Origin of the sequence: Paenibacillus xylanexedens, assembly GCF_017874615.1 — a bacterium.
Classification (GTDB): domain Bacteria; phylum Bacillota; class Bacilli; order Paenibacillales; family Paenibacillaceae; genus Paenibacillus; species Paenibacillus xylanexedens.
The window spans coordinates 1-21499 of the sequence record NZ_JAGIKV010000012.1 but is presented as its reverse complement, the minus strand read 5'-3'; the positions used below and the strand labels follow the sequence as shown (position 1 = coordinate 21499).

Here is a 21499-nt window from a genome sequence, read left to right as displayed (position 1 = left end):
TTTTTTTACTGGTCCATTTCATTCAAAATGCAAAAAAAGAAAGCAGCCCCATGGAGAGGAGTTGCTTTCTTCATCTTCGTCTTTATTTTCATATAAAATGCATATCGTTTCACCGATTAGAATTTCTTCTGTAAAAGCTCAATGTTGTCTTCCAAACTGCTGTCCAAGCTTACGCCTACCTTCTGCAGTTTGTTTTCGTAATATGTCTTCACATCTTCCCATTTATAGTACGGATAGGTCCTTGTTTCGATCGGGAACGCGATCTCTTCTTCATTTCTAAGCATTTTCACGAGAACATCCTTACCATTGGAATACAGAATCCATTGAATATTTGCTCCCATTGGTGAGATAACCGAGCCATTCCAGTTTTGGGTCACGTCCTGCGGTTTGTCGATACTCACATTAGCTCCGGCGATATCCAGGAATGAAGATAGTGGAATGATGGTTTCTGCGTGAGCAAAACGAAATATACCAGCCGTGTCTTTCTGCTGAATGGACTGTTCGGTAGACACGATCAACTCTTTGACCAGAGGTGCAATGATATTCTGCGGCAGATCCGTTGACGTTAAAGATGGACCTTTTTCATAGAAATCATTGATATTGTCAATGCTCTCGTACCATTTCAACTGATTAGCCGTGAAATACCGCCCGAATTCGAAGTCACCTTCTCCTTTAATATTCGAAGATATGATGTATAGTTCGTATAAATTAGAAGTAGCCTCGGTTGGGTTGCTGAGCTTCACTTTTCCCTTCTCATCTTTCAATTCAAACTCTCCAGCGTTCAGCCGTTGATAGAAGTCTTCAGAGAAAAATTGCAGAAGGACCTCTTTTGCATAACGCGTTCCAGTGCTCTGTGTGACATAATCCTCGTATAACTTAACCCAGTCTCCATCTTCTACATACTCGTTATACTTCGTAGCCAAGTCGTAGGGCCGTAGATAGGGGTCTTTCCCTTCTTCAAAGGCCGAAGCCAGAATGTCTACCTTGTTATCTCCCAAGCTTTCCTTTAACCCGTCAATAAACTGATCTCTGCTCTGAGGCGTTCGATCTTTGAAGGTGGCCTGTGCAATCACTTTTTTATCCGATGTAAATAGTTCTTTGAAATTCTGCCCAACTCTGGCCCCTATTCCTTTCAGTTCTTCTCCACCCGTAGTGGATAACAATCCATAATGATCTTTTTCAACCTTCATCAGATTGCCAATTTCCTTCTTCAGCTCTTTGCCCAGATTAGTGATCTGCCCGTCCTTTTCAGCGATGTTGAGCAGTTCAAATAACGTCTTGTCGTACTTGGAACTAGATAGATGTCTGGAACCATGTCTCCCTATGTAGTTAATAAATATGGGTTCATATCCACTAGGAGCTTTTGTATAACTTGTTTCCTTAAAAGGATATGGTGTTTTGGTACCGCGGTATCCCTGCTGCTGATCATCCATTTTTTGTCCAACAAACACCGATTGGGTGTTGTTATCCCAGTCTACCTCTTGCCCCAAGGCTTCACCAATCGCTCTTGCAGGTACATAAGTAACCCCATTATAGAGAAATGATTCGCCTTCCACCCTTTGACCGTTCACAACCACATTAGCCGATTGTTCAGAAACTTCGATCATGCGTTTGGAGCCTGCACCATATGCGTCAAATACACTTACAGACGTTAAGATGGCGAGTGATGCTACTGAAATCCCGATTTTTTTGATCATCATAATGAATAGTTTTCTCCTTATTTCGCCTGATATTGGTTTGTTTTCGCTCATCATACTATAGGTGTGAAGTGTCTGCGCCGTATCCATCCTATGTTAATTCATTGTAAAAGAGTACATATAAATATTGACGTAAAGTCTCATACAACAAAAAGAGCCGCTCCTTAGCGACTCCGAATCAGCATAACAGGCTATCTTGCTCCGAGACACATGAACAAAATAGTTATCACATGTCTCGCATTATCATAGCGCCCTATATATTTTTATATCTATCCCTGACTCCGTCGGATGACCTTCTCCAATAAGTGTCTCACGGTTCAAGAAGGATAAGGCTTTGCTGTCTGTAATCATTTTGGGAGAAGTACGAAATAAAGCAGTTTTCAGCGTTTTATCAATATTTCCGTTATTTTCGATATAAATTTTGCAGGAATGCCCTGAGTTGTCGGTTCCTTGGAGCATGTATCTGGCCGATAGCGTATGCGGACCACCATTCTTCCCGATAATCTGCGTATCCACTCCTCCACCCAGCACAATTCCCTCAAAGTACTTTCCGGTTACGCTGCCTGTAAAAGTAATCATGACAACCGAATCATCTTCGCTATTCTGTAAATCAAATGATTTCTCAATGTTCACATGTACCGTAAACAATTCCTCTAATTTCACGTGTTCCCACCTCCATATGAATTCAATTATAACTCTACTCACTAAAAAAAAGATTTACATATTTCCTTTAAATCATTTAAAATGGTTTACACAATGTAAAGGTTAACAAGTTGTTAATGAAGGGGTTAATGACGTACATGAGTACATTACCAAAATCAGTTCGCTTTCCACTGTTCATTCTGATGTTAAATCTGTTTATCGCTTTATTGGGGCAAGGGATGCTCATCCCCATATTGCCGGAGTATTTGAAGCTTTTTCATGCGGGAGGCACAGTAGCAGGATTTTTAGTTGCAGCCTTCGGTGCTGCTCAATTCTTCTTTTCACCTCTCGGGGGACAACTGTCTGATCGATTTGGACGCAAAAAGTTGATCATTGCGGGTATGTTTCTGTCTGTCATTTCAGATATCATATTTGCGCTGTCGACTTCATTGCCGTTCCTCTATGTCGCACGGTTTATCGGTGGAATCAGTCTCGGTTTAATGGTTCCTGCCAACCTCGCATATGTCGCCGATATTACAACGCCAGAGACACGTGCAAAAGGTATGGGCTATTTCGGCGCAGCTATGAATTTGGGGATGGTTCTCGGACCTGGTCTGGGCGGTCTCATCGCCGAGATGGGCATTCGCATGCCCTATTTCTTCGCAGCGGGTCTGGGACTGATTGCGGCCCTGATGACGCTGCTATTGCCTGAGACACTTCCCCCCGAGAAAAGAACGGTCTCCATCCGTCTTCAAAAAGGAGATCACTTGGGCAAGAAAATCTGGAGTTCTTTTAAAGTCCCCTATTTCAAATACTTGATTGTGTTGCTTGTCATGACCTTTGGTCTCATGAGTTATGAGACAGTATTCGCGCTTTTCGCAGAGCAAAAATATGGATTCGACGCTGCAACCATCTCCATCATTATTACCTTAGGTGCAATTATCGGTATCGTTGTGCAGATCTGGCTTTTGGATTGTTTCGTACAGAGAATCGGTGAAATTAAGTTGATCCGTCTCTCCTTGATAATCACACCCATAGCTTTATTGTTAATGTTGATTAAGGTCAACCTTGTGTTTCTGTTGTTCGCTTCTGCGTTATTCTTTGCCTTTAATTCGTTTTTACGACCTTCGGTCAGCACGTTAATATCCAAAAATGCAGGAGATCGGCAAGGTTATGCATCGGGTCTGAATACTACATTTTCCAGTCTCGGCACGGTGATTGGGCCGCTGATCGCAGGACTATTGTTTGACAAAAACATAAACTTCCCGTATATTTTTGGTGCAATTATGCTACTCGCTTCTCTCGGACTGACCTTGAACGCATTTCGTTCGAAGAAAGGACAATTGTATACAAGTGAATGAAAACTGGCATCAACAATTGGGAAATAAACATCGTGATGATTTGATTGCAGCAGGTAAGGAGCTTTTTTTGAAATATGGATTGCTCCAGGTGAAGATTAAGGATGTATGTACAAAAGCTGAACTTAGTAGAGTGACCTTTTATAAACATTTCCAGTCTATGGATGAACTTCTTCTAGCCATTCAGATGCAACTGATCGAACATTTAACGGATGAGGTTAGCCGTGCTTCAACGAAGGACTTGAACGGCCGGGAACAACTCACGGTTATGTTGAATGCATGGGTTGTTTATGCCGAGAATCATCCAGACTACATCCGGTTTATTCAATTGTTTGATATCAACTATGAGATGTATGATTTTAGCCCTGAATTAAGAGAAGAGTATGATAAGTTCAACCAGAACGGGAAAGAAAATCATTTCCTGTTGGACGCTTTATCCCAAGGCGTTGTTGACGGCAGTATTAAGAACCCATCTCCTCCGCTGGATCTGGCTCAGTTTATCTTCACAACGATGATGGGCATGCTCCAGCGCATGGTAACTATTCGTGGTGCTCATGATAATTCATTGGATATGCGGATGACGGAGCAATTTGTGAAGATGCTGCTTCATTTTGTTTGTAGCGAAGAAATACCCGAGTGATGGCATGGTACATGGATCGATAAAACAAAAGTTTGAAATAAAAAACGGATTCCGTATGCTGGAATCCGTTTTTTTCTTCATTAATTAAGCGTTAATCCGTTAGTACGGGTAACTGTCCTCCAGCTTTCAGTTGACCAAGCAATACTTTGATCCCGGCAGACGTATTTGGTTCCTGCTTTCCATACACAGCAAGCCCTGAGCGCACGTTCTGCAAATAGATCATCTCGTATGGGTTACCGAGTGAGAACAGCGTGTATCGCTGATTACTCTTGTTCATCGCATTAATCAAGGTTTGATAATCACTCCACCCGAACTGGCTGGCCACATTGCGGAATTGGTAAGAAGCTAGAATGACATAATTGGCTTTGCCAATCGCCTGGAGCGTTTCATTCATGTTGCCTTGTCCAACAAGTGATATTTCAGTCTTTAACGACAGGTTATTAGCGGCTTGCAACAGTTGTTTGTCAAGCTGTTTCGCCTGTTCCTGCTCGGCTGCGACAATAACAACCCGGTCGCCTTGCTGAATTGGATCAGGAAGCACACCTTTGCGACTGCTGAGTACAGTGACCGCTCGCTCTGCGATTGTCTGCTCCACTGCTCGGTGCGCCTTCGATCCGATGATACCGTTAAGCTGAGTTAGCTTTTGCGCAAGAGTTTGACTGCGTTCAAATAAACCATATTTCGCTTTCATCTCCAAGATTCGTTTCACAGATGCATGTATGGTTTCATCCTTGATCGTTCCATTGTTCACCGCGTTTACCAGCGTTTGATGGGCCGCTGCTGAATTTTTTGGCATAAGGATGATATCAACCCCTGCGGAAACGGCTCGTTCTACCGATTGATTCTCCCCAAAATGTTCTGCAATTGCATTCATGGTAAAGGCATCAGACACAATGAGACCTTCGTATCCAAGCTCTCCGCGAAGCAGTCCTGTCAGTACCTTTTTCGATAAGGTGGCAGGAATCGGCACACGTTCACTGTCCTTGAGGGAATTAACATGTTCGTTGTCAATGGCAGGGAAAGCAATATGCGCGGTCATAATCATCTCTACCCCATTTTCAATCGCAGCCCGAAACGGTTTTAATTCTACCGCATCAAGCCGTTCTCGGTTATGGGCAAGCACAGGCATACCAAGATGGGAATCTACCGTTGTATCTCCATGTCCCGGAAAATGCTTAACTGCCGCGATCACCCCTGATTGCTGTAGCCCTTTTATTGTTGCCAGACCAAGCCGTGTCACCAAATCCGCCTCCGAGCCAAACGACCGTATACCAATGATGGGGTTATCTGGATTGCTGTTGATGTCCAGCACTGGCGCAAAATTAATCTGCAATCCCAGTGCCTTCAGCTCCTCTCCTGTCAGCTGACCAGCTGCTTCGGCTAGTGTTGCATCTCCAGTTGCGCCAAGCGCCATCTGACCGGGAAGGTTCGTACCGCCTGGTATTCGCTTAATAACGCCTCCTTCTTGGTCGATGCTAAGAAATAGAGGAATGTCACCTGCTTCTCTTTGTATATCATGTGTGAACGTTGTAAGCTGCGTCACGTCTACAATATTTTTGTCAAAAAGAATAAGTCCGCCCAAGTCCTGATCATGGATCGTGCGTTTCAGCCCCTCATTAACGGTCGTTGTCGCTTTACCATTCCATTGCCTAATGTCGGGCATAAGCATCTGACCAACTTGCTCGCTTACCGTCATATAGGATATCAGTTTGTCCCAATCTTGTGTCCGAATGGCCGCTTCACGTTCGAAGCGAATTACTCTCGCTATAAATACGGCATATTCAGCACGCGTGACAGCTTGATTTGGACGGAAGGTGGCATCTGAATAACCGCCGACCAAGCCGTTTGAACTCATAATAAGAATGGGTGCTGCTGCCCAATGCCTGTCCGTGTCTGTCCATTTTGCGGCGTTCTTACCTTCCACGAGTGCATATGCCCGTGTAAGGAAGGCCGTAGTCTCTGCGCGGCTAAGTGGTGCATCCGGACGGAAAGTTCCGTTAGGAAAACCACTTGCAAGTCCATTTTTAGCAGCTATCATGATTTCTCGATGGAAAGGATGTGTAGTTGGAACATCGGAATAAGTTGTGCCTTCCACTGCTCTTTGAAGCTGATCTGAATAGAGCTCGCGCACCATAAAAGTGACGGCTTGTGCCCTTGTCACAAGTGCCTCTGGCTTGAAGATCCCATTGCCGTATCCGGCTACTGTTCCCCGTTTCGCCATATACGTGATGCCATCCTCTGCCCACTTTGAATACTTTAGATCAACAAACGTTTCTTCCGCAGCTGCCGTTCCCACCCCTATAAGCATAGAGCCAACAACGGCACCAATAATCGTCATCCATTTTACATGCATTTGTTTCACTCCTGTTGTATTCTATGGATGAATAGACGTTACTACGGTATAGTTTGTTGCGTTTTCATAAGTTCAATGAAATTATATTCAGGTCATGACTATCCCTTCACGCCACCAATCGTCATACCCTGGACAAAGTATTTCTGTAAGAACGGATATACCATCAGAATAGGAACACTTGCAATAATGGTCATGGTCGCTCGAATCGAGGTTGGTGTGACCGCCGTTGCATTGCTCTCGGCAGACTGATAAGCATCACTTGCTGATGAAGTCGCTGAGGTTGTCGAAGTTTGCAGAATCTTCATCAACTCATATTGCAATGTGCTTAATTCTTTATTGGAAGAGTTGTACAGGAATACATCGAACCAGGAATTCCATTGTCCCACAGCTACAAAGAGTGATACGGTTGCCATTGCGGGAATCGTTAGCGGCAGGACAACGCGGATAAATGTCGTGAACTCCCCTGCCCCGTCAATACGGGCTGACTCCAGAATGCCTTCAGGAAGACCTTCAATAAATGAACGGATGACAATCATATTGAAGACTCCAATTACACCCGGAATGATATATACCCAGAAGGAACCGATCAATCCAAGGTCTCGAATCAGCAGATAACCGGGGATCAACCCCCCGCTGAAGTACATGGTGAATACAAAAAACATCGTAACAAACTTGCGAAGCACAAATTCCTGACGACTAACCGTATACGCGAGCATGGCTGTACAGAAGACGGACACCACGGTTCCAATGACCGTACGCAGCGCCGAGATCAGAGTTGCGTGATAAATATCAGATTCGCCAAAAATGTATTTGTAGTTGTCCAGTGTCCATACACGAGGCCATAGATATATTCCACCCCGAATGGCATCGTTTGCATTATTGAAAGATACGGCAATCATATTAACAAAGGGATAAATCGTCACAATCATCAGACATACCATGAAGATAATGTTAAAGGTGTCAAACGCTCGATCCCCGGTGCTGCTATTCCGAAAGCGGGATATGTTTCCTTTTCGCATGGCATAGGCCTCCTTTTAGAATAGTCTGCTCTCTCCCATTTTTTTCGCTATATAGTTCGCTGAGAAAAGGAAGATGAAGCTGACCACAGTTTTGAATATGCCAGCTGCTGTACCTAAGGAAAAGTTCCCCATCCCTAATCCATATTTCAGTACAAAGATGTCCAGATTCTCCGAATAGTCCATATTCATCCCGTTACCCAGCAGATATTGCGGTTCGAATCCGGATTCAAGAATACTTCCCATGTTCATGATCAACAAGATCACAATAACCGGTTTCAAGCCAGGCAGGGTGATATATAACATCCGTTTGAAGCGACTGGCTCCATCAATCTCGGCAGCCTCATATTGCGCAGGATCAATTGCCGTAATCGCTGCCAGATAGATAATGGTGTTCCAACCGACATCTTTCCAGACCTCAGTTGCCCCCAGAATACCCCAGAAGTATTCTCCCTTCCCCATCCATAGTACCGGACTGTCAATCAGGTGAAGCTTCATCAGCAGCAGATTGATAATTCCATCTGGTGACAGGACTGTTAATACAATGCTGGAAGCAACAACCCACGAGATAAAGTGAGGCAGATAACTGACGGTTTGCACAAAACGTTTGAATATGACATTTTTCAGCTCATTCAATAAAAGGGCCAGTGTAATTGCTGTCACAAATCCCAACACCAGTTTAATGGAACTCATGACAAGTGTATTTCGCAACACCCGGTAGAAGGTATTGTCCTCAAACAAGATACTAAAATGATGCCAGCCTACCCACTGCTGATCGGAGAAGGACCTCGCCGGTTTGAAATTCTGAAAAGCCATGGTCCATCCCCATAACGGCAGGTACTTGAAGATAAAAGCCCAGATGACAAAAGGAATACACATCCAGGCAAGCGTTCGTTGCTGCACAAGTCGCTTAAAGAACGAGTGTGCTCTGGTTCCCTTCGGACTCGAGGCTGGAGGCATCGAGTTAAGGGAGACATTAGGTTTCTCCAAGGTGAACCTGCTCCTTTCCTGTGCTGTTATTCATGCGAGGAGAAACCGGAGTTTATGCTCTGTCGTCTTCTCCTGCGCATGTAACAGTTTGTTTTAAAGAGATTGTTGAAAACCGATCTTATTGAACACGCACTTAAAATGTTCGTATTACCATTTTCCTGCTACACGATCCTTCACAACTTTGGTAATGGTCGCTTCATAACCAGCTTTGTCCAATTTGTTTAATTCAGCCATGTAGGCATCCCACAGCTTATCAAAATTCGATGGTGCTCCCAAGATCATTTCCGGTAAGTATTTACGTTGCAGATCATCCGATTTGGTGGTGAAGATCTGTTCAGGTGATCCTTGCTCAAGGGCGATGGACCATGCCGGGAACCATGGCCGCTCTTCCGGTTTGTTAAATAATTCACTGAAAGTTTGGATACCGTAGGCTTCAAGGAACTTCTTGTCTCCCTCGGTGTAAGATGCAGCGGCTACTTCTGGCTGGTTGCCAGGGCTATAAGCGTTACCATCGGTAAGTGTAGATTCACCGCCATATCGCGGCCAGTCTGATCCGAAGTAGGTGAACCCGAATTTACGGCTCAGCTCCAGATCATCATGGGCTTTGCGTTGATCCTCGTTCGCAAAATAGAATCTGCCCTTTTCATCCACACTGTACGTCTCGTCCTTGATTCCCCACTGCACCAGAACCTGATTCTCTTCCTTGAGCAAATTATCGAAATATTTGATGATACGAACAGGGTCTTTGGCATTCACCGAGATACCTGTTGCATAGTTGTTGACGAAGCCGGGAGGATCAACATACTGATCCTTAATTCCTTCATTAAACACAATCGGAAGTGGTGCATAACGCTTCTCATCAATGCCTGCCGAGAGCAGGTTTTTCGACGCGTCTCCAACCTGCCAGCCATAATTGAAGTATCCTAACACACGACCCGAAGTCAGTTTGGCCAAATACTGGTCTTTGTTCATCGTAAAGGATTCCGGATCAAGCATGCCTTGAGCATTGATCTCATTTAACTTTTGAATCCATTTTTTCTGGGCATCTGTTCCCGCGACGACTTTCGCCTCATGGGTAGTCATGTCCACCATGACACTGCCATCGTTCGGATAACCGGCAAGATGCATCGCTGGATTTTGCAAGGTGAAGAAGTTATTGGCTACACCCGCAAGTGACACAAATCCAATCGTCTCTGCACCATCGACAGTTGGATGTTTTTCCTTATAATCCTGAATCAGATCAAAATATTCATCCAGTGTAGTGATCTTGGGATAATCAAACTCTTTGAGCACAGAGCGTTGAATCCAGAAAGCTCCTCCGCCAACATTTGGACTACCTGAATATTCACCCTGATTAGCCGTATAAGGCAGAGCATAGATTTTTCCGTCTTCGGCATTTTTCATTTTATCGAAATATGGTCCGTACACCCTTTTGATATTAGGGCCGTATTCCTCAATCAGATCATCCAGCGGAATGTAGGCTCCGGCATCCAGTAACTTGGACATCTCACCACTGGAGCTAATGACATCAGGATAATCTCCACTGGCAATCATGACACCGGCTTTTGTAGCACTATCACCTACCAGATATTCCAACTTCCAGTCCACACCCGTTTGCTCTTGCAACGTTTTACCGATGGTTGTTTCGCTTGCCAGAGCATCCTTCTTGCCTGGAGAGAACATGTAATACGAGAACGTGACTGGACTGTTCTCATCATCACCTGTGGCTGAAGGCGCTGATGACGAACTGTTCTGACTGCACCCAGCCAGTAAAGCTGTTAGTAATACAGCTAAACCCGCTGTTCTAAATTTTGGTTTTAACATGTGAATATTCCCCCGTTCCGTGTTTTCTCTTATGGATTACACTCACCATTTGCCAGCTACACGATCCTTAACTGCCTGTGTTATCGTAGCTTCGTATGTTTTCTTGTCGAGTTGATTCAATTGACTCATATATTCATTCCATGTGTTCTCGAAAGTGGAAGGCGAGTCCATAATCATTTTGGGTAAATATTTTTTCTGAAGGTCTTCTGCCTTGGTGATGAAAATCTGTTCAGGAGAGCCCTGCTCCAATGCAATGGACCAAGCAGGAGACCAAGGACGCTCATCCGGTGTGCTGAATAATTCTGTAAATGTCTCCACACCATATTTCTCTAACAACAGCTTGTCTCCGTCCGTGTAGCTAAAGGTAGCCACTTCTGGTTGATTACCTGCTCCATAGGCGTTGCCATCCTCCAGTACGGAGTTATTGCCGTACCGAGGCCAGCTGTAATTAAAATAGTCAAAGCCGAATTTACGACTTAATTCCGGATCTTCGTGTGCTTTGCGTTGGTCATCATTTTCAAAGTAAAAGCGGCCCTCATCATTCACACTATACGTCTCGTTCTCAACACCCCATTGAACCAGAATCTGGTTTTCTTCCTTAAGCAAATTATCAAAATATTTAATAATTCGCACGGGATCTTTGGCATTTACGGTAATTCCCACACCATAGTTGTTCACAAAACCTGGAGGGTCCACATACTGGTCTTTGACACTGTCATCAAATACGATTGGTAGAGATACGTATCGTTTATCGTCAATACCAGCCTTCTTGAGGTTGTTCGTTGCGTCTCCAACCTGCCAGGAGTAACTGAAATAGCCCAGCACCCGACCGGATGTCAACTTGGCGAGATACTGATCCTGGTTCATTGTGAAGGATTCAGGATCAAACATCCCCTGTGCGTTAACCTCGCTTAGCTTCTGAATCCATTGTTTCTGATAATCAGATCCGGCTACCAGTTTGGCTTCATGGCTCTGCATATCCACCATCACACTGCCATCGTTTGGATAACCTGCCAGATGCATGGCCGGATTTAGCAGGGTGAAGAAACTGCCCGATTCACCCGCAAGTGTGGCGAAGCCGATGGTTTCTTTTCCATCGATCTGCGGATGTTTTTGCTTGTATTGCTCAATCAAGTCAAAATAATCGTCCAGCGTTTTGATCTTGGGGTAGTTAAACTCTTTTAACACAGCACGCTGAATATAAAAGCCGGTCTGGAAGTTAGGCTCTGACACGTAACCGATGTTGGCAGTGTATGGTAAGAAATAAATCTTTCCATCCTCCTGTCTGAATTTGTCCATATAAGACCCGTATACCCGCTTGATGTTAGGCCCGTATTGATCGATCAGTTCATCCAGCGGGATAAAAGATCCTGCATCCATCAACTTGGCCATTTCACCACTGGAGTCGATGATGTCGGGGTAATCCCCACTTGCAATCATTACACCTGCCTTGGTTGCACCGTCACCGACCAGATATTCCATCTTCCAGTCAACGCCCGTTTGTTCCTGTAGCTTCTTGCCAATGGTCGTGCTACTTGCCAGAATGTCCTTCTTGCCACCGCCAAACGTGAAATATTTAAAGGTGACCGGGGTGTTGTCATTACTGTCAGGATTAGAGGCCTCCGGGCTGGCTTTATTACAACCTGCCAGGGTTACAGCCAGTAAAATGGCCAGACCTGTTATAATGTTTTTTTTTCTAAACATGTAGCAAATGCCCCCTTAAAGTATTGTTTGTGTCTTTAAGCCTTCTCAATATATCAAGATAGCGCTTTCAAAGTTACCCATGAAAGTGTACCTCCTACTTTGAAAAGTATATCCCTCGTATTTAGTCGCCTGACATGGCTGATGGATCAAGTGGAAGCTTAATTTGGATACGTGTTCCTTCTCCTTCCCATGTCTGGATATCGAATGTAAAGTGATTTTTATAACAAAGTTTTAAGCGACTATACGCATTTTTCATGCCAACATGCTCTCCCATATCGGTGTTTTGGTCCAGGTAATTTAACAACTCTTCCAATTTTGCTTGTGACATCCCTATACCGTTATCCGTTAGTCTGATATGGAGCTGGTCATTTTCCATTGAAACAAAGAGTTGAATGATACCTACACCCGGAGATGACTCAATACCATGAATACTTGCATTCTCAACAAAGGGAAGGATAACCATCTTGGGGATTCGGTACATCAGTACCGCAGGATCTGCCTCAATGGTATATTGGAGTTTATCTCCAAAGCGGTATTTCTGAATTTGCAAAAAACTCTCGATGAGTTCCAAATCTTCTTGTACTGTCACATCATTCTGATTCCAACTAATCGACTTGCGAAACATCTTGGCCATGTTATGCACGATTTTGGCAGTCTCTTTCTCGCCTTTGATAAGGCTCCGCATACGTACCGACTCCAGCGTATTAAACAAAAAATGTGGGTTGATCTGACTATGGAGCGCATGAAGCTGTGCTTGCTGCTGCTTTAACTCCAGGTCTTTCTTTTGGATGTCGGCGAGATATACTTCATGAATCAGGTTATGGATCGTTTCGGTCATTCGATTAAATTCCATCGTGAGTTGACCTATTTCATCTCTTGCATCTTCAGGCGGAATTGTCTGGAAATTCTGTGTTTTTACTTTTTTCATATGTTTTAGAATACGCACCAGCCTGACATGGATGGATCTGGACATCGCCGCGATGATAATAGAAGGTAGGACAAAATTAATGCAAGCCAGCCATACGACGAAGGAACGGGACTTCCGCACCTCCTTCAACACAATTTCTTCATCCATCACTCCATGCAGGGACCACCCTTCCAGATAGTTAATACCTGTATACGTAAGTTCAAAGGGAATCATTTTGTTCGGAAACTGGATCTCGCTGTAACGTTTCCCTATCTGAGCTTCTTCTGCTGTAGGATCATTTGAAAATTGGATGTGTCCCCCCGGATCAAGAAGATACACTTTTCCATCAAATCCGCTGTTGTGAAAATACTGCTTGATCATATCCATATTCAGGTCAATTTTAAGTAACTGCTCTATCCCCCCAGTGTCCAGATTGTCGAGCCTTTGAACCAGACTTAACATCTGATCCGATGAGATCAGTGCAGGATAAGGAGCGGAGTATGCCTGAAATTGAACATACCAGTCCGAGTTGCGGACCACGTCAGTCAAACGATCAATATAACCGGAAGATAGAATGGTAGAATTATCGGTATACACTTGATACCAGCGAATCCCCTGATTCAATTGACCGGAGAATTGCCCTTTTAGATAGGAATTATAAGCGTCAATGTACTCAAAATGACTTTGAAATGAACGGGAGAGGGTGTCATTGAATACAGGGTCAGTATATAACGAATAAGAGAGGCCTACGCCCTGATCAATGGTTACCCGCAGGTCGTTCTTCAGATTGTTCAGTGCCATGCCGGCATCACGAGTTTTCTGACTACGAATATTGGCGGATGTGACATTATAGAACACCACATTGGTAACAACGATGGGAATAAACACAGATAAGACATACATGAGCAGTAGCTTATCTCGAAGCTTCATGTAATTCAGGTTCCATCTTGGCATTGTGCACCTCGCTGCTCATTTCCCATAAGGAGATTGCGATACTCTGTAGGCGATAACTTAACCAATTTCTCAAACTGGGTTACAAAATAATCCGCATTCTGAAATCCTACACGTGCAGCAACCTCGTACATTCTCAGATCCGTCTGGCGCAGTAATTTCTTCGCCTCATGAATCCGCAGGTTCAGCAGATAGTCATTGAAATATTGATTGTAGCTTTTGCGGAATAATCGCCCAAGATAAACGGGATTCATATAGAAGAGCGCAGCAATGCTTTTGAGATTGATGTTCTCGGTATAATTTGAATCAATATATCGTTTGATCTTGCTGATATCTCCTTTGGATCGCTCCATCCTCAGATGAGAGACATAATCCTCGGCTTCCTCCAGCGCGGTGAGAAAAGCATTCTTCAATAGTCGTAAATTCCAACCTTCATGACTTTGTTGTGCCAACTCTTTTAGCTGCTGCAACCCTTCATCATTCCCACCCATTTCGTGGACCACAGCGAGAATACCCGTTATACAACGCAATAGAGAACCCGATACCGCCTGAGGAGAAAATCGATTCATATGAAACCATTTGAAGTTCTCTTCTACAACCTTGTGGTAAGCAGACCTATTCCCCTCTTCCAGGCTCAAAATTAATTGGTCCACCTCATCCTGGTACACATTGAAAACAAACAGCGGTTTGTCTTTGATCTCCGTATAACGCACAACACCACCGGTTTCAGCATATTTATGCTTGGCTGCTTCTTCAGCCGCCATAAGGGATTTTGGGACATCACCAATTTCTTTGACAAGTGTTCCTGCGTAAAGACCGATATCCAAGTTAAACCTTTTGCTCAGTGTTATATGAATATTATGCAGTTTATCCTGTAACGCCGAGCCCCCTTGATGATGATCAGGCCACAACAGTAACAAAGCAAACGTGCCGCGTTGTTGCTCACTGATGAACATTTTGCATAAATTACTCTCCAGAGAATGTACTGCTTCACGTAGCTGTTCAATGGTAATTTTAATTTCATCTAAACCTGTCTGAATTTCAATCAAAGTTATGAGCAGACTGGAGTTACGATTGATCCCGAGCATCTCGGCATATCGATGTTCATCTTCCACCTGTACATGGCCTTTGATCACATCCTCCAGCATGATGTTACTGGCCTGTCCCTCAGTCAAAAGAATATGTTTTCTTTTATTGCAAATCAGATTAGCTGACTTCTGCAACGTCGCCGTCAGTTCTTCATCATCAATAGGCTTCAGGATATAGTCATGAACACCGTACCTGATTGCCTGCTGTGCATATGTGAAGTCATGATAACCACTGATGATAATGAACACAGGTTCCAGATGTGGCATTTTTTCTACGGCACGTATCAGTTCAAGTCCATCCAGAATTGGCATGCGGATATCTGTTATAATCACGTCTGGTTGCAGGCATTCAATCAGATTCAGTGCCTCTGCACCGTTCTCTGCCTCTCCGATAATCTCCATGTTAAGATCCATCCAATTTATCAGTTCATACAGCCCTTTTCGTACATACATCTCGTCATCTACCAGTAATACTTTTAACATCCGTGTGTCCCCTTTCCTCCAACGAAAATAAACCGCCGGTAGCGTCTCTCCCTATCGGCGGAAAAAATCTAATATGGTGACTGTTGTAGTTATTGCATAATACATTCATTCATGTCGCGCATAATCCCAATAGTCGCCAACGAGGCCTTCGATGATCGATCCACTGGCCCATGGCATCAGGCAAAACCAGGTGCTGGCTGGTGTACCATCCGCATATTTTTCAGTGACCAGTCCTTCCGAATGACAGAAGCGTTCAGACATCCATCCTTTTTTTCCATAGCCGAATTCTTGATCATAACGATTATAGGTCTGACAACCCCACCCGATGGTATCCATCATACGTTGACGAACATAATTCTCTTCCCGCTGTCCAACATAATACAACAGCTCATCCACTAGATTGCTGGACATGGGGTGAATATGCGGATTAGCTACTGAAGTAACACTTCCCCCGGAACTGGACCAGCCTAATGTACTGAGTGGCGGAATCTTAATAGGTGAGTTGTAACAAAATTTGAAGCTGAATTCATAACTGATCGCATCTCTCATGTGATCTAGAAACAGCTCGTCACCGGTCAACGCGTGCAGAAACCGAACAGCTTTGATGTAAGCCAGAATACCTTCCGAATCAACAGCCTTGTCCGCATCCAGCGGAGCGCCGTAACATTCCATGTGTTGCACATAGGTGTTGTAATAGTGGGCTTCACTGTGGCTGAGCTCTTCCAGAGAAGATTCATCATGGGTTAACCAGCAGTGATATGCCTTGGCAGCAAGACACCATACTCCACTAAAGGCATCATATTCAAGACCTGCTCCGGTCCGCTCTGACAAAATGGTGGGATATTCTCCATCCGTATTTTTCGTGCACTCCAGACGATCAAGTATTGGTTTGACGTAAGCAAGCCAATCATCGTGTCTCACATTTCGAATGCGCTTCTCATAATCGTAGCTTTTCAGAATGTAGAACATCGCTTGAGCTACAAGGTATGAGGAATGTCCTGGGGTACGCATGCCGTCAAACCACCAGCCTTTAACACTCCAGATCCCATCCTGATAAGCGTCATACGGAAGTCCGGATTCGGGATTCATGGCATTCTCGATAATATTGGTAATACAGGATAACGCCTGCTGTCGCATGGGCTCATTATTCAGGCGCAGTGCGGCCATAAGCATTGGTGCAGCTATGGTCAGACCATTTGTCCAACTGATTGAGATAATTTTGTTGTATCGGTAGCCACTGGTTTCAGCAGCATCTTCATATACAAATGTGGAATAATGACGATCCTCCGGAAGCCAGGCATATTCATAGATGGCATTGGACAAATCCGTTACCGTTGTCTGAATGTCACTTCCTTCTCTTGGTTTTTCGTGATACCGCCTATAGATTGTTTCCAGTGCAGGATTGATGCCCAGTTCTGATTCAGACTCGTAGTTATATAGTTCAAGAGTGAGCCCAACCGATTCACCTGCCGCAAGTTCAAAACAGTTTTCTCCAAGGGCAGCTCGTTCATGGACAAGTCTGGATTTGATAAATAACAACGGAGCATTCTCATATCCCAACGTATATCCGACCGTACCCTTTTCAATAGAACATGTGAATCCCCCGTATTGCACAAAGTTTCCTTCCATTCCTGGATACCATTGCTGCTTCTGGTTTCCTGTATTGATCCAGTAGGGACTTGCGCTTAGACCAGCAATCCGACCTTCATCATGGATAAGTGCAGCTGGATGAGAAAGACGATCACTTCGGACCATCCACCAGGGTGATGAAGGACGAGAGGGCTTGCCCTCCCTTAGTCTGGGGAACTCATTTGGAACATTCTGGGGTGCTTCGCCCCGGTTGCGGCCATACATAAATGCAGGCAAAAAAAACCTCGGATTCTGTTTGTCCAACGGCATTTCCACATGAATAACCCCTGCCCAGGCATTCTGGCCCTCGTTGTAAATCTGAATGTCGGCTTGCCATGGGTCTTCTGCACTGCCGTTCCCGCTTGTTACTTTTACGTCAGCCTTGAGAGCATGCTTGTCCAATGCCGTGTACTCTACGTTGTCCTGCACTCTACTTCTAGCCGTGAAAATCAGATCCATCTTTTCCTCCAATCGCGTTGTACACACCTGAGTGGAAACGCTTGCAATTATGTATCCATCATGCTAGGATGGTTACATTTTATAGCTTCACGTCTGCAATTTCATTGCACAAACGGCTATATTTATTGCGCGAAACGACAAGGAGGTCATATATCTGATATGAATGAGACTTCAGAATACCTGTTTGATCCAATCCAGAATGAGCTGTTGTACCTTCATCGCACCACCACGTATAATATGGGAACGTTTTATCATCGACATAATGCATACGAACTCTACTTATTTCTTCGTGGCAATGTAAACTTCTATATTGAGAACCGTTGTTACCATTTGCAACGTGGAGATCTGCTCGTTCTTAACCCGGAGGAGATGCACCGTTCCTTTGCCTTGGACAAAAACGAATATGAGAGAATTACCATAAATCTGAAAAAGTCATATCTGAACCGCTTGTCTACGTCAACCACCAACTTATCCGCATGTTTCGACTACCGTCCCAAGGGTAAGGGTAATATCGTACATCTTGAAGAGCACGAGCTTCAACGAGTGCTGCAATTAACTGGCGAGCTTGAACAGTGTCTCTCATCAAGTGACTATGGAGCGGATATTCTGGGGAATATTTTGATTACACAGTTACTCCTTCTAACGAATCTAACTTTTCAAAATACGGATTTTGTTGCAACGGATATTATGCCTGAACTAGTTCGAAACACGATGGATTACATTGACTGTAATCTGACCAGGCAACTGGCGCTCGAACAATTGTCTGAGGCTATGTTCACGAATAGCAGCTATATTAGTCGACAATTCAAAAAGCATACCGGACTCACGATTCGAGCATACATTCTTAGTCGCCGTATAGAGCTGTCAAAATCTTATTTAATGGAAGGTTTAAGTATTACAGAGGCCTGTTATCAATCCGGTTTTGGAGATTATGCCAATTTTATTCGCAGCTTCACCAAGATGGTCGGCACTTCACCTGGTAAGTACGTTAAATATGGAAGTCTTCTTTAAACATTGTATTGAGCAAAAACACGCCAAATCTTGCCTAAATCTTATCTCAGCAAAGAAAAAGAGCGAATTCATCCGGCAATTTTGTCAGCCGGTATTCGCTCAGGTAATCGGTAAATTCTTATTTGTTATTCCATTTATCCCCTTTTAATTCAATCATAGCATTGGGGCCAGGAAAGTTTAATTCTATCTTTTGGTCCAAATAGGACACGGTTACTCTTGTTTCTTCGATAGAACGAATTCTGGTATTTAACAGACGACCATTTTCCCATTCCAGATCTATTTCAAATCCGCCACGAGCCCGAATACCACGAATATATCCTTTTGGCCACGCTGATGGTAAAGCAGGTAACAATCTGATTACTTCGTTATGACTCTGGAGAAGCATCTCTGCTATCCCTGCAGTACCTCCAAAGTTCCCATCAATTTGAAATGGAGGATGGTCACAAAACAGATTGGGTAACGTGGAGGAACGTAGAAGTTCCACGATGTTATCGTGTGCAAGTTCCGACTCCTCTAATCGTGCCCACATGTTGAGAATCCACGCCCGGCTCCATCCTGTGTGTCCACCACCGTGTTCCAGTCTTCTGTCGAGTGTTACGCGAGCTGCCTTGGCCAGATCAGGCGTTGATTGCAACGTAATTTGTGTTCCAGGATGCAAAGCGAATAAATGGGAAATATGTCTGTGACCAGGTTCCAATTCATCATAATCGTTACTCCACTCCTGGATCTGGCCATGTTTGCCAATGGAGGTCTCCGGTATTTTGGTTAAAGCACTACGGAGTACTTCTCCGAATTCCTGATCTTCTTGCAATATTCGGGTACTTTCAATGCAACGCATGAAGAGTTCTCTAATAATCTGATTGTCCATTGAAGCACCAAAACATAAAGCCCCCGACTCTCCATTATCTAATATATAGCGATTTTCCGGTGAGGACGAAGGACATATCACCCAATTGCCGGAAGGATCCTCTATTAGATAATCCAGAATAAACATAGCCGCATCTTTCATCGTGGAGTACACTTTTTCGAGAAACTGAACATCCTTATTGTATTCGTAGTGGTCCCATAGATGTAATGAAAGCCATGCTCCTCCCATAGTCCAAAACGTCGATGTCATGCATACATCCTGCGGAGCAGCGTCTGCCCAGATATCCGAATTGTGATGAGCAACGAACCCCTTGCATCCATACATGGTTCTAGCGGTTTCCTTTCCCCGGACTTGCAGTCGATCTATAAAATCAAACAATGGAACGTGACATTCAGACAGATTGCAGCTTTCTGCAGGCCAGTAGTTCATCTGTGTATTAATATTAATCGTATATTTGCTGTCCCATACAGGAAGCATGTCTTTATTCCATATCCCTTGAAGGTTTGCAGGTAAAGAACCTGGACGGCTGCTTGAGATAAGCAGATAACGACCAAATTGAAAGTATAGACTCATCAGTTCCGGATCATGCTTACCAGCTCTAAGCCGCTCAAGGCGCTGATCGATTGGAAGTTCGGAATATATCACATCTTTATTTTCATCTTCGAGATGTATATCCATCTTTTTGAATAAGGATTGATAATCCGAGACATGATCGGCGAGCAGTTCGCTATATGGCTTTGTTGAAGCGGCCTCAATTCTTCGGAGGCACTCCGCTTCGAGTTGTTCCTTGGGTACTCGGAAATCCGTGCAAGCCGAGATTAGAATTGTTGCAGAATTACCATTCTTCAGAGAAAGCTGACCGCTTGAATAATGAACCTGCCCCCCTTCAGATATAAGGCGAATCGCACAACAAAATCGGATTCCTTCTTCTCCCCCACTTCTTCCCCGGATGACCAAGTTATTCGTTCCACGCTTCTCGATCCGGTCCAGATAGGATTGAAAACCAACAGGATGCTTAAGAATATCTGAATAGGATGTTGATTCCAGAACAGCTCCCCTGCCAAAAATAGTGGAGAAAGATAACTTTCCAGGTACGCTAGATTTGAGATGAACAACGAGCACTTGATCCGGGTAGCTAGCAAAATAATCTCGGCTGTAAATGGATTGATCTGCGGTATAATTCACGTGTACCTTGCCTTGTTCCAGATCGAGATGTCTTTGATATCCATTTGGTTCATGTTCACTGTGATCCATAGCGATATAGAAGTCCCCTAATGGCTCATAATGCCTTTGCCCGTCAGGAACTCCTACCAGAGTATCTGCTGCGAGTTCTTCTGCTTCCCTAATCTTACCGTCAAAAATCAGGCTTCTGATCTGAGATAAAGATTCAAGTGCTTGAGGATTATTCCGCTGCATCGGACCACCATACCACAGACTATCTTCATTAAGCTGAATTCTCTCGATCTGTGTTTTCCCAAAAATCATGCCTCCAAGAGTTCCATTTCCGATAGGTAATGCCTCTTCCCATCTTCCAGCAGGTTGATTAAACCAGATATTTTTGGTCTTCACGTTAAAACCTCCAACGAATTATAATTCCTCACATTTTTCATGTTTAGTGTGTTCCGTTTGTATGTTCTTTCAGTGTACTGTAATCTCTTAAACATCTAAATGAACAAAATTAACTTGAATTATCACAATCTTATCCCAGTATTAGAGGTGTAATCGTAAATTCCGAAACTGACAGTACAAATTCTTTGTTCTGGACAAGGAAGTATAGCTATTGGCAATCAGGACCACCCGTCCAACGGGTGGTTTGCTCTTGGGGTATAACCCCCTGTTGCCAAACTGCGCCTAAAGACGCTAGCCTGACAGCAGGGCT

Annotated in this window: 14 protein-coding genes; 3 read left to right on the top strand and 11 right to left on the bottom strand. The window is 44.1% G+C overall.

Annotated features, from left to right (window positions below):
- Positions 1 to 116: 116 nt before the first annotated feature.
- A complete protein-coding gene (locus tag J2Z28_RS16540) occupies positions 117 to 1700 on the bottom strand; it encodes a histidine-type phosphatase (protein ID WP_211083320.1) in 1584 nt (527 codons plus the stop codon).
- A 240-nt stretch (positions 1701 to 1940) separates the two neighbouring features.
- Positions 1941 to 2360, bottom strand: coding sequence for a DUF3237 domain-containing protein (locus tag J2Z28_RS16535; protein WP_211083319.1), 420 nt, complete (start codon positions 2358 to 2360; stop codon positions 1941 to 1943).
- Between the two features lie 137 nt (positions 2361 to 2497).
- On the opposite strand from J2Z28_RS16535, the gene J2Z28_RS16530 reads away from it, so the two are divergent.
- Complete coding sequence (locus tag J2Z28_RS16530) at positions 2498 to 3700, top strand: MFS transporter (RefSeq protein ID WP_211083318.1); 1203 nt, start codon at positions 2498 to 2500, stop codon at positions 3698 to 3700.
- Positions 3693 to 4337, top strand: coding sequence for a TetR/AcrR family transcriptional regulator (locus J2Z28_RS16525; protein ID WP_101313779.1), 645 nt, complete (start codon positions 3693 to 3695; stop codon positions 4335 to 4337). The genes J2Z28_RS16530 and J2Z28_RS16525 overlap by 8 nt, the downstream gene beginning before the upstream one ends.
- Positions 4338 to 4428: 91 nt before the next feature.
- Here J2Z28_RS16525 and J2Z28_RS16520 read toward each other — a convergent pair whose 3' ends face one another.
- The 8 genes from J2Z28_RS16520 to J2Z28_RS16485 all read right to left on the bottom strand — a co-directional run bounded on the left by J2Z28_RS16520 (position 4429) and on the right by J2Z28_RS16485 (position 17741).
- Positions 4429 to 6690 carry a glycoside hydrolase family 3 N-terminal domain-containing protein gene (locus tag J2Z28_RS16520; protein ID WP_211083317.1) on the bottom strand — a complete coding sequence of 754 codons (2262 nt, stop codon included), beginning with the start codon at positions 6688 to 6690 and terminating at the stop codon, positions 4429 to 4431.
- A 98-nt stretch (positions 6691 to 6788) separates the two neighbouring features.
- Entirely contained in the window at positions 6789 to 7709 is a 921-nt protein-coding gene (locus J2Z28_RS16515) for a carbohydrate ABC transporter permease (protein ID WP_211083316.1), read from the bottom strand.
- Positions 7710 to 7724: 15 nt separating this feature from the next.
- Positions 7725 to 8666, bottom strand: a complete 942-nt coding sequence (locus tag J2Z28_RS16510; protein ID WP_051153902.1) for an ABC transporter permease — start codon at positions 8664 to 8666, stop codon at positions 7725 to 7727.
- A gap of 177 nt (positions 8667 to 8843) precedes the next feature.
- The gene (locus tag J2Z28_RS16505) at positions 8844 to 10520 is read right to left on the bottom strand and encodes an ABC transporter substrate-binding protein (RefSeq protein WP_211083315.1); all 1677 of its coding nucleotides are present in this window, start codon (positions 10518 to 10520) and stop codon (positions 8844 to 8846) included.
- A gap of 42 nt (positions 10521 to 10562) precedes the next feature.
- Positions 10563 to 12224, bottom strand: coding sequence for an ABC transporter substrate-binding protein (locus J2Z28_RS16500; RefSeq protein ID WP_211083314.1), 1662 nt, complete (start codon positions 12222 to 12224; stop codon positions 10563 to 10565).
- A gap of 121 nt (positions 12225 to 12345) precedes the next feature.
- On the bottom strand, positions 12346 to 14085 hold the full coding sequence (locus tag J2Z28_RS16495) for a sensor histidine kinase (RefSeq protein WP_211083313.1): 1740 nt from the start codon (positions 14083 to 14085) through the stop codon (positions 12346 to 12348).
- Positions 14067 to 15653, bottom strand: a complete 1587-nt coding sequence (locus J2Z28_RS16490) for a response regulator transcription factor (RefSeq protein ID WP_211083312.1) — start codon at positions 15651 to 15653, stop codon at positions 14067 to 14069. The genes J2Z28_RS16495 and J2Z28_RS16490 overlap by 19 nt, the downstream gene beginning before the upstream one ends.
- Positions 15654 to 15758: 105 nt before the next feature.
- Positions 15759 to 17741, bottom strand: coding sequence for a hypothetical protein (locus J2Z28_RS16485; protein ID WP_211083311.1), 1983 nt, complete (start codon positions 17739 to 17741; stop codon positions 15759 to 15761).
- A 159-nt stretch (positions 17742 to 17900) separates the two neighbouring features.
- Here J2Z28_RS16485 and J2Z28_RS16480 point away from each other — a divergent pair, with 159 nt between their 5' ends.
- Positions 17901 to 18752: an AraC family transcriptional regulator gene (locus J2Z28_RS16480; RefSeq protein WP_211083310.1), complete on the top strand. Its 852-nt coding sequence runs from the start codon at positions 17901 to 17903 to the stop codon at positions 18750 to 18752.
- Positions 18753 to 18870: 118 nt separating this feature from the next.
- Here the strand turns inward: J2Z28_RS16480 and J2Z28_RS16475 are convergent, their stop codons facing one another.
- Positions 18871 to 21189 carry a glycoside hydrolase family 95 protein gene (locus J2Z28_RS16475; protein WP_211083309.1) on the bottom strand — a complete coding sequence of 773 codons (2319 nt, stop codon included), beginning with the start codon at positions 21187 to 21189 and terminating at the stop codon, positions 18871 to 18873.
- Positions 21190 to 21499 lie beyond the last annotated feature (310 nt).

Bases quoted from the DNA above. Each gene is read 5' to 3' on its own strand.
- J2Z28_RS16540 (WP_211083320.1), bottom strand. From the start codon at position 1,700: ATGATGATCAAAAAAATCGGGATTTCAGTAGCATCACTCGCCATCTTA.
- J2Z28_RS16530 (WP_211083318.1), top strand. From the start codon at position 2,498: ATGAGTACATTACCAAAATCAGTTCGCTTTCCACTGTTCATTCTGATG.
- J2Z28_RS16520 (WP_211083317.1), bottom strand. From the start codon at position 6,690: ATGCATGTAAAATGGATGACGATTATTGGTGCCGTTGTTGGCTCTATG.
- J2Z28_RS16515 (WP_211083316.1), bottom strand. From the start codon at position 7,709: ATGCGAAAAGGAAACATATCCCGCTTTCGGAATAGCAGCACCGGGGAT.
- J2Z28_RS16510 (WP_051153902.1), bottom strand. From the start codon at position 8,666: ATGCCTCCAGCCTCGAGTCCGAAGGGAACCAGAGCACACTCGTTCTTT.
- J2Z28_RS16505 (WP_211083315.1), bottom strand. From the start codon at position 10,520: ATGTTAAAACCAAAATTTAGAACAGCGGGTTTAGCTGTATTACTAACA.
- J2Z28_RS16500 (WP_211083314.1), bottom strand. From the start codon at position 12,224: ATGTTTAGAAAAAAAAACATTATAACAGGTCTGGCCATTTTACTGGCT.
- J2Z28_RS16495 (WP_211083313.1), bottom strand. From the start codon at position 14,085: ATGCCAAGATGGAACCTGAATTACATGAAGCTTCGAGATAAGCTACTG.
- J2Z28_RS16490 (WP_211083312.1), bottom strand. From the start codon at position 15,653: ATGTTAAAAGTATTACTGGTAGATGACGAGATGTATGTACGAAAAGGG.
- J2Z28_RS16485 (WP_211083311.1), bottom strand. From the start codon at position 17,741: ATGGATCTGATTTTCACGGCTAGAAGTAGAGTGCAGGACAACGTAGAG.
- J2Z28_RS16480 (WP_211083310.1), top strand. From the start codon at position 17,901: ATGAATGAGACTTCAGAATACCTGTTTGATCCAATCCAGAATGAGCTG.